The sequence below is a fragment of the Armatimonas rosea genome, from assembly GCF_014202505.1.
GTDB lineage: Bacteria > Armatimonadota > Armatimonadia > Armatimonadales > Armatimonadaceae > Armatimonas > Armatimonas rosea.
On sequence record NZ_JACHGW010000014.1, the window covers coordinates 15,743 to 29,405 of the forward strand.

Below are 13,663 nucleotides of genomic sequence, written 5' to 3' on the forward strand. Positions count from 1 at the left end.
TGTACAGGATACTCTTTGAGTCTTGCCACCTACTGGCGATAAATTTTCACCCGCAAAAATACGAGATTTAAGACTAAGACAAGATGCACTGCCTCAGATACCCCCGAACGAAGGCTTTGAATATCGTGGATAGTTTAGATCTACCCGCTTCGGCGGGGACGGTCAAACACGGGCGGGTCGATCCAAGAAGCTAGCTCGGCTAAGCGAGCCTCCACCACGGCGCAGACTGATTCTTCCAGCTCCCATTCTGCCAGAAAGGCTCGAAGCTCTGCGTACTCATGCTCCCAGCGGAGACGGCACTGGCGGTAGTAGATTAGCCCTTCACGGTTCAGCACCAGCTTGTCTATCGTGTACTCCCCAACGCTCGTCAGGGAGCTGAGCCGACCATCCTCCGCAACATCCCAGTGCAGGTCGTGGTCGTCTTCAGGCTGGCACGGATCGAGAAACCGTCTCTCTTTAGCAAGCTCCTCAGGGGAGGGCCAGGTGTCGCCCTTTATGGAGTTGCACTCAACGCAGCACCAGTAGAGGTTCTCGTAGACACTTATTAGATCGGGGCGTCCGAAGGGACCATGCTGGGGCCGGTGATGATCGATCACGCAGCCCGCCTCGCCTCCGACAAAGAACTCATTGCGCAGGCAGTAGGCACAGCGAAACAGAAAGTCCTCCCGTAGAAACGGACGGTAGCGCGTGTAGTCGGAGTAGGTACGCCGCATGACGCGGCGGCTGAAGACCACCTAGGACTCCGCCTGGCTTGCTCGTCGCTTCTTAGGGCTGGACTCGACAAGGGCTCGGATGTCGGCAAACTCTTGGTCGATGGCAGCGACGATGGCTTCGCTACGCTCCCAGGAGGGTAAGGCGCGGTCGAAAGCCCCCATGCGCTCTCGCACTTGAGCCAGCTCCCGCTCTTCTTCGTGCGTCAAGCCCTGGGCGAGTTTCTTGTCGATGAGGCGCTTGTAGGGAGCCATGAGCTCGGGGGGATAGTGGCTTGGTGTCTGGCTCTGCTCCTGCCGGGCATCTACCAATAGGCGACGCAGCAGTTCGGAGAGCCCGCCTTCTTGTTGCTTGCCCCAGTTGGCGAGCGGCTCATCGAGGTAGACCGTCACCCGAACGCGCTCGCGTGCTTGTCTGCCGGTAGCCTTTGCTCTCGTGGTGGTCGTTGCCATGAGGCAGTGTATCATAGTAACGTCTTTTGTGACGTAAAGATTACTCGGGGTTATGCAAATTTTCCTCTTGACACAGACTGTCACTCCTGTTAGACTCACAAGAACAAAACTATCACCAAGACTTAGAGCCTGTGGTGATTAAGGGTTCTCGTGAAACTACTGACTGTTGCTGAAGCGGCAAAGTACGCCAATGTCTCAGAGCCTACCATCCGGCGACGGATAGAGGCGGGTGAGCTGGATGGCGTGAAGGATGGCACTCTTCTCAAGGTGCGTTTGACCGATCTGGAGCGGGTCTTCCCCAGTCCCAATCGTGTCCCTGTCCCGACCCGGCCTTGCCGGGTCCTCGCCATTTCCAACCAGAAGGGTGGCGTCGGTAAAACCAGCACGGCGGTGAACCTTGCGGCGGCACTTGCCCAGCAGAGCCGGGTACTTGCCATTGACTGCGATCCCCAAGGGAATATGACCCAGGCATTTGGCGTCAATGCTGATGCACTGGATATGACCACCTACAATATCCTTGACGAGCCAGCACGGGCTTCCTGGGCCATCCTCAAGCCCATCGATACGCTCCCTAATCTCTCCCTCATTGGGGCGAACCTGGAGCTGGCCGCAGCAGACGTGAAGCTTGCCTCCGCCGTCATGCGAGAGACACGCCTACGACAGGCCATCGAGCCACTAGGAGCGGGCTTCGACTTCATTGTCTTAGACTGTCCCCCCTCACTCGGCTTGCCAACCATCAATGCACTCATGGCTGCAACTGAGGTAATCATTCCCGTCTCTCCTGGGAAGTTCTCCCTGGCCGGGGTGCGTAATCTCTTCGACTCTATCGGCGAGGTTCGTAAGTTCAATACGGCCCTCGCCGCTCCTAAGGCGCTCCGTAATGCCTGGGACACCACAAACGCCGCTTCTGCGGTCTCTGAGAGCCTGGAGAAGGCATTTGGCAAGGATCTGCTCACCACCATCATTCCGCGCTCCGTGAAGGTCACAGAAGCCCAGATGCAAGACTCCCCCATCCTGCTCTACTTAGAGACACTTCCTCCCAGTGCACGACAGTCGGACAGAGCGGGCGCAGCCTATCTTGCCCTAGCCGAGGAGGTACGTCATGGCTAAAAAGCCCTTGCTAACAAATGATCCCCTCAGTGGTGGCGGCACGGGGAGCCTCATGGACGGAATTCTGGAGCGCAACCGCGAGCGCACCGGGAGGGCTAGACCAACAGCAGCCGAGGCGCAACCCACAATAGTAGAGCCCATTCAGGAGCCTGAAGCCCTCCTCGTAGAGGGAAAAGGACAAGATTCTGGATTGTATACAACCCCACAACCTGACAACCAGACAACCCCACAAGTAAGTTTGTCAGGAAGTATGGATGTATACAATGCGCCTGAAGGCCAAAAACCAGTGACAAGGAAGCGATCTTCTGGTAAGACCAAGAGAGTCGCTACGGAGGTTCACGACTTCACGGCAACACTCACTGTTAGGGAGCGGGCACAAGAGCTGGGAGAGAGCGTAAAGATTCCACCCAAAACCTTGAGTGTCCGCATCACAGAAGAGATTGACGACCACCTCAATGAGCTGACCTACCTTTACCGGAAAAGCGGCACAAGCAAACAGAGCCTTGTGATCGCCCTACTGGAGCGTGGGTTAGCGGAGCTAAACAGAGAAGAGCGCAGATAGTATCTAGTGAAAAAACAAAGACGGCCCCGTTGGCGCGGGACCGTCAAGCTCTCTCCCTGCATCAACAGGAAAAGAAAGGATTCAATTACGAATGACAGTCTACCAAAAAACAAAAGGTCAGGCAACCAGAACCAATTGTATACAACCGGACAACCGGACAGTCCCACAAACTTACAACCCCACAAACTTACAATTCCCTCTCGTTAAAGACTCGGCGGTGAGTCCCCAGGCACTGGCTCTCTTTCGGTTGCTAGAGCGCCTCTCGAAGCGGACGGGCTATGCCTGTGTGAAGTTGCTAGAGACCCTGGCGGCGATGCTGGAGAAGTCTGTCCGTGCCGTGCGCTATGCCCTAGCTGAGCTTATCGCAGCAGGCTGGATCCAGCGCCAGCAAACACGCAGGGGGGGAGTCTCCAAGCTCTTTTTCTGGCCCCTCGTGCGCGTCGCCAAACGCTCTCGTGGGCTTTTTTCAGAGCCCCCCGTTGCAGGATGCTCTGCCGTTTCCTCCCCGGTTGCGTTGCAGGTTACTCCCTCGACACCTATTAAGAAATCTCCCGTAGGGACAGAGAACGACAACACAACAAGAAAGACCAAGACTGCTTTAGAAGCCTGCCCTGTTGCTGTCTCTTTGCTCAAGACTTGTGTCTCAGAGGGTGAGGCGCTAGAGCTAGCACGAGAGGTCAAAAAGCAAGACCTGACCGAAGAGCAAGTCCAGCGTATTCTCACAGCCTATAGGAGCCAGCTCGCCAATATCCGCAACCGAGGAGCATGGCTTCGTGAGGCAATACGTCGAGGATTCACGCCACCCGCTCCCACCTCCACTCATCCCAGTGACAACGGGGGACGCCCCATTCGCGATGTAAGGCAAGATCCTAGCTACTGGGAGTGGCGACGGCTGCAAGCTGCGGAGCAGAAAACAAGTGAACAGGTAAAGTTCTCGCAGCCCTCTCAGGCTTCTGGTGTGTCCAAAGCGGGTATTGAGCAGCTACGGGCGACCTTGCGGGCTCTACAGCAAAAAGGCTCATAGGGCTTTAGTGTGGCGGGCTCCATTTCTCCCCATGTCTTTCCTGTTACTGCCTGTCCGTAGGGGCATGAGATGCCTAGTGAGGAGGCGACCGTTTCCGGAAATTTCCGAGAATTTCCGGTCTTTTTCGAGTTTTAGTGCGTACGAGCCTTTTAGGCTGGTGAAAGCATCCCCCAACTGATGGGGGAACTTTGAAATTTACGCTCGTAAGGTGTCCTCAGTGACTTGTTTGGAGGGGCTTGAGATGATTGCTGCAGATGATGCCACTTCTCGAAATGCCCCAAAATGCCCCATGTTTTTTACGTTTTAGGCCGACCAATCGGCTCTTCGTCTGTAATGAAGGAGGCAGGGATAAGATGGTGGAGGGCTCTTCGAGAGAGCCAAATGGCGTAAGATTTTGCCTGGTTTTCCCAAATGGCTTCGTGCACAGCCGGTGTATCGTCACCACGTGGTGACGATGGGTGGGGAGCCTGCGAGTCCAAACTGCTCTGTCTTTTTCGATTTTTGGCGCGTACGAGCTACTCCTAAGTGACTCATTTTGGGGGGCAGCGCAGATCAGTGAGGGCGCTAGCCTTTCCTAAGATGTCCGAAAATGTCCGAAAATGTCCGATGTTTTTTGAGTTTTAGATTGATCGACCGACTTTTTACCCCCTGCGCGAGGGGGTGGGGAGAGTGCCTCGGTGAGGGAGCCAAATGGCGTGAGATTTTGCCTGGTTTCCTCGAACAGCTTCGTGTGGTGGCCGGTGCATCGTCACCACGTGGTGACGATGGTGGGGAGCCCGCGAGTCCAAACTGCTCTGTCTTTTTCGATTTTTGGCGCGTACGAGCTACTCCTAAGTGACTCATTTTGGGGGGCAGCGCAGATCGGTGAGGATACTAGCCTTTCCTAAGATGTCCGAAAATGCCCGAAAATGCCCGGTGTTTTTTGAGTTTTAGCGCGAACTGCCTGCTCCCCAGTGACTCGTTTATGGAGGATGGGGGATTCCTGATGGGGGTGCTGTTGCTCTTCTGAAGCTCAAATCATGTTGCATTTTGTTGCATTTTGTTGCATGGTTTCTGGATTTTAGACTGGAGTACCTATTTTGCCTTTGACAGAAAGGAGTGAAGGTGTGGAGAGAGTGCCTCGATGGGGGAGTTAAGTGGCGTGAGATTTTGCCTGGTTTTCTCGGACGGCTTCGTGTGGTGGCAGGGGCATCGTCACCACGTGGTGACGATGGCTCTTAGTGAGAGGGGTTAGTTTCAGAAAGGCATCGCGTACAATAGGGGAACACACAACTATGAATCAGCAAGCTCTCTCGTCGTTTCTTTGGTCGGTTGCCGATCTACTCCGCGGGGACTTTAAGCAGTCCGAGTACGGAAAAGTCATTCTTCCCTTTACGGTGCTTCGCCGCCTGGACTGTGTGCTGGAGAGCACCAAGGACGCTGTCCTGGCCGAGTGCGCCGCACGCGAGGCGCAGGGGCTGAACCCGGAGCCGTTTCTGTTGCGCAAGTCTGGGCAGAGCTTTTACAACACGTCGCCCTTCGATCTCAAGAAGCTGCTGGGCGATCAGGACAATATCCGGGAGAACCTCTACAGCTATATCCAGAGCTTCTCGGGGGCGGTGCGCGATATCTTCGAGCGGTTTGATTTCTACTCCCAGATCGAGAAGCTGGCCAAGGCGGGCTTGCTGTATCTGGTGGCGGAGAAGTTTGCCCAGGTGGACCTGCACCCGCAGACCATCAGCAATACGCAGATGGGTCATGTCTTTGAGGAGCTGATCCGCAAGTTCGCCGAGATCTCCAACGAGACAGCGGGAGAGCACTTCACGCCCCGCGAGGTGATCCGGTTGATGGTGAACCTGATCTTTATCGAGGACGATGAGATTCTCGCCAAGCCGGGGGTGGTGCGCACAATCTACGATCCGACGGCGGGAACGGGTGGGATGCTCTCGGTGGCGGGGGAGTACCTGGAAGACCACAACCCCCAGGCACGGCTAACGATGTTTGGGCAGGAGCTCAACGATGAGTCCTACGCGATCTGTAAGGCCGATATGCTTATCAAGGGGCAGGACGTGGGCAATATTGTCGCGGGCAACACGCTCTCCGATGATGGGCACCTGCACCGCAAGTTTGATTACATGCTCTCCAATCCGCCGTTTGGGGTGGAGTGGAAGAAGGTTGAGAAAGAGGTTCGCAAGGAGCACGAGCAGCGCGGCTTTGAAGGGCGCTTCGGCCCCGGCTTGCCGCGTGTCTCGGATGGGTCTTTGCTGTTTCTGCTGCACCTGATCTCCAAGATGCGCCCGGCCAGCGAAGGGGGGAGCCGCTTTGGGATTGTCCTCAATGGCTCGCCGCTGTTCACGGGAGGCGCAGGGTCGGGGGAGAGCGAGATTCGGCGCTACGTCCTGGAGAACGACCTGCTGGAGACAATTGTCGCGCTGCCGACGGACATGTTCTACAACACGGGGATCTCGACCTACGTCTGGATTCTGACCAACCGCAAGGACGACGACTGCAAGGGGCTGGTGCAGCTGATCGACGCATCGAGCTTCTGGCAGAAGATGCGTAAGAGCCTGGGGAGCAAGCGCAAGGAGCTGTCGGAGGCGCATATCGCCCAGATCGTGAACCTCTTTGGCAAGTTCGAGGAGGCGAGCCTCTTCACGCTCTACGATGCCGAGGGCAAGGAGCTGGGCCGCGAGGTGGTGCTTGCAGGCGAGCCCGAGCCCGCCGCGCCGGAGGGGGGAAAGCTCAAGAAAGCCCCGCTGGCACGCCTCTTCAAGACCACGGACTTTGGCTACCGCACGATCACGGTGGAGCGCCCCCTGCGCGACGAGAACGGCAAGATTGTCCTGGGCGAGCGCGGCAAGCAGAGGGGCAAGCCCCAGCCCGACAGTAGCCTGCGCGACACGGAGAATGTCCCGCTCTCCGAGGACGTGGAGACCTACTTTAAGCGCGAGGTGCTGCCTCACGCGCCGGATGCGTGGATCGACCACGAGAAGACTAAGGTGGGCTACGAGATTCCCTTCAACCGCCACTTCTATGTCTTCGAGCCGCCGCGCCCGCTGGAGGAGATCGACGCGGAGCTGAAGCAGGTGACGGATCGGATTCTGGCGATGATCGGGGGACTTACAGCGTAGACCGTGCATCACTACGCAAATTTTTAGGGTAAAATTTACTTAGTATGCAACACTACGAAAGAAAATTTACTTAGCGATGGAGCGAGGTTCTCAAGGAGAGTGGAAGCTCTCGATGATTCCGGGCGAGTCTTTTCGCGCCTTTGTGCCCAGAGCACTGCCGCCGGAGCCTGCTTTGGTGCACGATGCTACGCTCATGGATCTGCTGGCACGCGCTCACTTGGCACTGGGGCGGCTGGATGGTTTGTCCACGCTCCTGCCCGACATCTCGCTCTTTCTCTATCTCTATGTGCGCAAGGAGGCGGTGCTGTCGTCGCAGATTGAGGGGACACAGTCGTCGCTCTCGGACTTGCTGCTCTTTGAGTCGGAGGAGCTGCCGGGCGTGCCGCTGGACGATGTGCGCGAAGTCTCGTCGTATGTGGCGGCTCTGGAGCACGGGATTGCCCGTCTGGAGTCGCTGCCCCTGTCTCTGCGCCTGCTCAAGGAGGTGCATGAGATTCTTCTCTCTCAGGGGCGTGGGAGCAACAAGCAGCCGGGTGAGGTGCGCACGTCGCAGAACTGGATTGGCGGAACGCGTCCAGGCAATGCCCACTTTGTCCCCCCGCCGCCCCACGAGCTGGGAGCGTGCCTCTCTGATTTGGAGCGGTTTCTCCATGACCTGCCTGAGCGCACGCCGACATTGCTGAAAGCGGCTCTCGCCCATGCGCAGTTTGAGACCATTCACCCGTTTCTGGATGGCAATGGCCGCCTGGGCCGTCTTCTGATCACACTGCTTCTTTGCTCGGAAGGAGCGATGCAAAAGCCCTTGCTCTATCTCTCGTACTACTTTCGCAAGCACCGTGCTGCCTACTACGAGCACCTGGATCGCACGCGCTTTCTGGGTGACTGGGAAGGCTGGGTGCAGTTCTTCCTGGAGGGCGTGATTGCCACGGCGGAGCAGGCGTCGGACTCTGCCCGCCAAGTGTTATTGCTCTTTGAGTCTGACCGCCAGCGCCTAGAGGCCGTCGGAGCGCCCGCCAGCGTCCTGCGCGTCTACCCCGCCTTCCAGCGCCACCCTTTCCGCCGTGTCCCCGCGACCGCCGAGGAACTGGGCTTGACCCCTCAGACCGTGCGGGGTGCATTTAACCTAATGGTGGAGCAGGGTATTTTGCGAGAAGTGAGCGGCAAGAAACGCGACCGCCTGTGGGCATACAGCGCGTATCTCACCCTACTAGAGCACGGCGTCGAACGCCCCGCTCTGTCCCACGAGGAGACCCGATGAGCTTCCCCAAGTACGAAAGCTACAAAGACAGCGGTGTGGAATGGCTCGGTGAGATGCCAGAGCATTGGGAAGTATCCCCATTCAAGCGGTTTGTAGATATACAAAATGGCTCTGACCATAAACACGTTGAGCAAGCTGATGGCTATCCTGTCCTAGGTTCAGGCGGCATTTTTGCGTATGCGTCTGATTTTCTCTACGATGGGGAATCTGTTTTGCTCGGCAGAAAAGGGACGATTGATAAACCTCTCCACGTCACTGGGCGCTTTTGGACTGTAGACACTATGTACTGGTCGAAAATCAATCCAGATGCTTCAGGACGCTTCACGTACTACTTGGCTTTGACAATCCCCTTTGATTACTACTCAACAAACACTGCTCTTCCCAGCATGACCAAAGGGAGTCTTAGTAACCATAGTGTTGCTCGTCCGACACTCCCCGAGCAACGCGCCATCGCCGCCTTCCTCGACCGCGAAACCTCAAAGATCGACGACCTCATTGCCGAGCAGCAACGCCTCATCGCCCTGCTGACCGAGAAGCGCCAAGCGGTGATCTCCCACGCCGTCACCAAGGGGCTGAATCCCGATGCGCCGATGAAAGATTCGGGGGTGGAGTGGTTGGGGGAGGTGCCGGAGCATTGGGAGTACGGATCACTTACACGAATTTCAAAACGTGTCGTCGTTGGAATTGCTGAAGCTGCTACTCACGCCTATGCCGATGAGGGGATTCCTATACTTCGTTCGACAAATATAAGAGCTGGAAAAATCATTGGTGAAATACTCCATGTAGACCCTGATTTTGCAGAAGATCGTGAAAGTAAATCAATAAGATCAGGTGATCTAATAACAGTGAGGACAGGTAATGCTGGAGTTACTGCTGTTATTCCTGAATATATGGAAGGATGTCAATGTTTCACTATGTTGATTACTACATTAAATTCAAATAGTGATTCACAATTCTATTGTTACTATCTTAATAGTAAGACATCACAAACTTATTTTTCTTTGGAAGGGTGGGGGACTGCCCAAGTAAATATTAGTGTTCCGATTCTTAAGTGCCTTCCTGTTCCAATTCCTCCACTTGATGAGCAACGAGTGATAGTTTCATTTCTTGATTGTGAGACTGCTAAGATTGATGATCTCATCACGGAGGCACAGCGGGGGATTACGCTTCTCCAGGAGCGGCGGTCGGCGCTGATTTCGGCGGCGGTGACGGGCAAGATTGATGTTCGAGGGGCAGTGGCGTGAGCCTGCACAAAGAGATCGCCTTCGAGACGGAGCTTTGCGAGCACCTGGGGGCGCACGAGTGGCTCTACAGCGGCGACACCAGCGATGCGGCAGGCTACGACAAGAAGCGGGCGCTCTTTCCCGCCGACGTGCTCGCCTGGGTCAAGGAGAGCCAGCCCAAAGCCTGGGATGTGCTGGAGAAGAACCACGGCGCGGGCGCGGAGAGCCTCTTGCTGGATCGCCTGCGCAGCTCGCTCGATACCAGCGGGACACTGGAGGTGCTACGGCGGGGGATCGACCTTCTGGGGCTCAAGCAGCCGCTCGCCCTCGCGCAGTTCAAGCCCGCCCTGGGCATGAACCCCGACATCCTCGCCCGCTACAAGGCCAACCGCCTCCGGGTCGTGCGCCAAGTGCGCTACTCCCTCCACAACGAGAACAGCATCGACCTCGTGCTCTTTCTCAATGGAATCCCCGTCGCCACCGCAGAGCTCAAGTCCGACTTCACCCAGTCCGTGGACGATGCAGTAGACCAGTACCGCTTTGACCGCGACCCCAAGCCCAAGGGGCAGAGCGCACCCGAGCCGCTCCTGAGCTTCCCCTCGGGCGCACTGGTCCACTTCGCCGTCAGCCACTCCGAGGTGCGCATGACCACCCAGCTCGTGGGCGCGGCCACCCGCTTTCTCCCCTTCAATCAGGGCGACGACGGCGCGGCGGGCAACCCGCTCAACCCCAAGAGCGGCCACCGCACTGCCTATCTCTGGGAGGAGGTCTGGGCGCGGGAGAGCTGGCTAGAGATCCTCGGGCGCTACCTCGTGGGCAAGCGCGACAGCAAGAAGCAGCTCACGACAGTCTTGTTTCCCCGCTACCACCAGCTCGATGCCACCCGCAAGCTCGTCGCCACGATCAAGAAAGAGGGCGCGGGCACCAAGTTCCTCATCCAGCACTCGGCGGGCAGCGGCAAGACCAACTCCATCGCCTGGACCGCCCACTTCCTCGCCGACCTCCACGACGACAAGCAAGAGAAAGTCTTCGATACCGTCCTCGTCGTCTCCGACCGAACCGTGCTCGATACCCAGCTCCAAGAGGCCATCTTCGACTTCGAGCGCACCACCGGCGTTGTCGCTACGATCAAGGGCGAGAGTGCCAGCAAGAGCGGCGAGCTGGCCAAGGCGCTGGCGGGCGGCAAGAAGATCGTGGTCTGCACCCTCCAGACTTTCCCGCATGCTCTCAAGGAGGTCCAGGAGCTCACCGCCACGCAGGGGAAACGCTTTGCGGTTATCGCCGACGAAGCCCACTCCTCCCAGACCGGGGAGGCGGCCTCTAAGCTCAAGCAAGTCCTCTCCGCCGACGAGCTGGCGGAGCTGGCCGATGGGGGAGAGGTGGGCACTGAGGACATTCTCGCTGCGCAGATGGCCGCGCGCGCCAACCCCAGCGGCGTGACCTATATTGCCTTCACCGCCACGCCCAAGGCCAAGACCCTCCAGCTCTTTGGGCGTATCCCAAAGGGCGGCACCGTCCCTGAGCCGTTTCATGTCTACTCGATGCGCCAGGCGATTGAGGAGGGCTTTATCCTCGATGTCCTCAAGAACTACACCAGCTACAAACTCGCCTTCAAGCTAGCCCACGACGGCAAGGAGCTGGACGAGACCGAGGTGGATCGTAGCGCCGCCCTCAAGGGGATTCTCCAGTGGGTGCGCCTCCATCCCTACAACATCGCCCAGAAGGTGCAGGTTGTCGTCGAGCACTTCCGTGAGAACGTCGCTCCCTTGCTGGGAGGCCAGGCCAAAGCCATGGTGGTCACCGCCAGCCGCAAAGAGGCCGTGCGCTGGAAGCTCGCCATCGACAAGTACATCAAAGACCAGGGCTACAAGATCGGAACACTGGTGGCCTTCTCCGGCGAGGTCAATGACACGGACTCCAGCCCCGATCCCTTCACCGAGACCGGCAAGGCGATGAACCCCGCTCTCAAAGGGCGCGATATCCGCGATGCCTTTAAGACCGACGAGTTCCAGATTCTCCTGGTTGCCAACAAGTTCCAGACCGGCTTCGACCAGCCGCTCCTGTGCGGCATGTACGTGGACAAGCGCCTCGCCGGGATTCAAGCCGTGCAGACCCTCTCCCGCCTGAACCGTGCCCACCCTGGCAAGGACACGACCTACATCCTGGACTTTGTCAACGACCCCGCCGAGATCCTCGCTGCCTTCCAGACCTACTTCGCCACCGCGACACTAGAGAGCGTCACCGACCCCCACCTAGTCTTCAACCTCCGCGCCAAGCTGGATGCCGCAGGCCACTACGACGACAATGAGGTGGAGCGCGTGGTCAAGGTGGAGCTCGATCCCAATGCCAAACAAAGCGAGCTGACCGCCGCCATCTTCCCTGTGGTGGACCGCCTGCTCAAACGCTTCAAAGCCGCCAAGGCGAAAGAGGGAGGGGAGGGTAAGGACGAGATGGAGGCGCTGCTTCTCTTTAAGAGCGACCTAGGCGCGTTCCAGCGGCTCTATAGCTTTCTCTCCCAGATCTTCGACTACGGCAACACCGATATCGAGAAACGCTTTATCTTCTACCGCCGCCTGCTTCCCTTGCTGGAGTTTGGGCGGGAGCGCGATACCATCGATCTCTCCCAGGTCGTCCTGACCCACCACAACCTCAAGAACAAGGGCAAGCAGTCCCTCGCCCTGGGCGGCGGCGATACCCCCACTCTCAAACCCATCACCGACTCGGGGAGCGGGCTGGTGCAGGAGAAACAGAGCGCCTACCTAACCGAGATCATCGAGAAGGTCAACGACCTCTTTCAAGGTGAGCTCACCGACGACGACCGGCTGATCTATGTCAACCACGTTCTCAAAGGCAAGCTCCTGGAGTCTGCGACACTGGCGCAGCAAGCTAAGAACAATACCAAGGAACAGTTCGCCAACTCCCCCGACCTGACCAGCGCCATCCTCGATGCCATCATGGACGCCCTAGACGCCCACACCACCATGAGCACCCAAGCCCTCAGCTCCGACAAAGTCCGCGACGGCCTCCGCGACATCCTCCTCGGCCCCGGTCAACTCTGGGAAGCCCTACGCAAGCAAGGAGGCGAAAACCTGTAACGTTGGAGGGTAGGCGATTTTCCTACCATTTTCTACCATTCTGCCTCGACGACAGGAAAAACCGACTCGCACAGACAGCTCTAGAAAGAAGCCCCAGAACAACAAATATGGCAAACACTTTCTTTTCCAAGCCCTACACCTCAAAACCTTCGTGAAACGACGGTCGGGCAACTTACCAGAGCCTACCCACCAATCCCCCTCGTAGAGGGGATCGAGCTGGGGGAGTGTTTGCCAAACATCTGTATGTGTCCTTAAATTTCCCGTTTGTGTCCTTAAACTTCTATTTTAGGACACTAAGGCGTCTGATTGTGAGGAGCTGTTTTATGGTAAAGTTTGGATGGGCATCAAGAATCGTCTCGAAGAATCTGCGACGTGTTTTTATTACTAAAAAGATCAGTATTGGGAGGAATTGTGAATTAATAATGGATGATCTCGATAAAATAAGAAAATTAAAAATTGAAGAAATAGGAAAAATATCTGTTTTTTATGTGGATAGAGATAAGAAATTAGCAATAAAGAGTACAAAAAGTTTGAGACATGGCTATGATAATAATTTTATATTTTCAGGATATGCAACTAAAAGTCTCAAAAAGTTAGTCTATTTGATAAAAAATAATAATAATTATCAAAAATCAGATTTTTTCTCAGATAAAAGATTTTTATTAGAAATAACAATGTGGGATCAGAGCAGTACAGAATTTTTTATAGATTTGGATTGTAAATATTTAGAAATAGGAGATTCGGAATATGAGATAAAGAACAATGATGTTAAAAATGAATACAATTATATACTCAGAAAATATTTCTTATTAAAATAAGAAAACTTGGAGATGAATAATTTTAGGATAGATAAACTATCTAGGTACCGTGTAGTACTGTTCGCCATTTAGCTAAACCAGCTCCGTTTCCTGTACCCTGTGCTATGCAACACCAGCAAGAGAGAGAACCTACCACCCGCCCGAAGCGGCCTCGCGCCCGTCGATCTGTGGGGGAGTTGCTCGCCGCCTGGCTGCTGGTGCTGTGGGGGCGACTTTAGTTTTTCGGGCAAAACATACGCTAAGGAATCCCATCTTGGCCCCCAGGTAAGAATTGACGATAGAATCGGTGCACCACAAAAC

The 13,663-nt window shown here is 56.1% G+C and carries 10 protein-coding genes; 8 read left to right on the forward strand and 2 right to left on the reverse strand.

Features of this window, described 5'->3' with window-relative positions:
• Positions 1-140: 140 nt before the first annotated feature.
• Together HNQ39_RS29375 and HNQ39_RS29380 are read right to left on the reverse strand one after the other, a co-directional pair.
• Positions 141-734 carry a hypothetical protein gene (locus tag HNQ39_RS29375; protein ID WP_184204181.1) on the reverse strand — a complete coding sequence of 198 codons (594 nt, stop codon included), beginning with the start codon at positions 732-734 and terminating at the stop codon, positions 141-143.
• A complete protein-coding gene (locus tag HNQ39_RS29380) occupies positions 735-1,163 on the reverse strand; it encodes a hypothetical protein (RefSeq protein ID WP_184204182.1) in 429 nt (142 codons plus the stop codon).
• A gap of 150 nt (positions 1,164-1,313) precedes the next feature.
• On the opposite strand from HNQ39_RS29380, the gene HNQ39_RS29385 reads away from it, so the two are divergent.
• The 8 genes from HNQ39_RS29385 (at position 1,314) to HNQ39_RS29420 (ending at position 13,363) form a co-directional block, all read left to right on the forward strand.
• Positions 1,314-2,273: an AAA family ATPase gene (locus tag HNQ39_RS29385; RefSeq protein ID WP_184204183.1), complete on the forward strand. Its 960-nt coding sequence runs from the start codon at positions 1,314-1,316 to the stop codon at positions 2,271-2,273.
• Entirely contained in the window at positions 2,266-2,835 is a 570-nt protein-coding gene (locus tag HNQ39_RS29390) for a hypothetical protein (RefSeq protein WP_184204184.1), read from the forward strand. The genes HNQ39_RS29385 and HNQ39_RS29390 overlap by 8 nt, the downstream gene beginning before the upstream one ends.
• A gap of 217 nt (positions 2,836-3,052) precedes the next feature.
• Positions 3,053-3,859, forward strand: coding sequence for a hypothetical protein (locus HNQ39_RS29395; RefSeq protein WP_184204185.1), 807 nt, complete (start codon positions 3,053-3,055; stop codon positions 3,857-3,859).
• Positions 3,860-5,133: 1,274 nt separating this feature from the next.
• Entirely contained in the window at positions 5,134-6,969 is a 1,836-nt protein-coding gene (locus HNQ39_RS29400; protein WP_184204186.1) for a type I restriction-modification system subunit M, read from the forward strand.
• 76 nt (positions 6,970-7,045) lie between these two features.
• Positions 7,046-8,227, forward strand: coding sequence for a Fic family protein (locus HNQ39_RS29405; protein WP_184204187.1), 1,182 nt, complete (start codon positions 7,046-7,048; stop codon positions 8,225-8,227).
• Positions 8,224-9,471, forward strand: coding sequence for a restriction endonuclease subunit S (locus tag HNQ39_RS29410; protein WP_184204188.1), 1,248 nt, complete (start codon positions 8,224-8,226; stop codon positions 9,469-9,471). Before HNQ39_RS29405 ends, HNQ39_RS29410 begins: the two co-directional genes overlap by 4 nt.
• Positions 9,468-12,545 carry a DEAD/DEAH box helicase family protein gene (locus HNQ39_RS29415; protein ID WP_184204189.1) on the forward strand — a complete coding sequence of 1,026 codons (3,078 nt, stop codon included), beginning with the start codon at positions 9,468-9,470 and terminating at the stop codon, positions 12,543-12,545. Before HNQ39_RS29410 ends, HNQ39_RS29415 begins: the two co-directional genes overlap by 4 nt.
• A gap of 422 nt (positions 12,546-12,967) precedes the next feature.
• Positions 12,968-13,363 (forward strand): hypothetical protein, encoded by a 396-nt coding sequence (locus HNQ39_RS29420; RefSeq protein ID WP_184204190.1) that lies wholly within the window; start codon positions 12,968-12,970, stop codon positions 13,361-13,363.
• Positions 13,364-13,663: the final 300 nt, after the last annotated feature.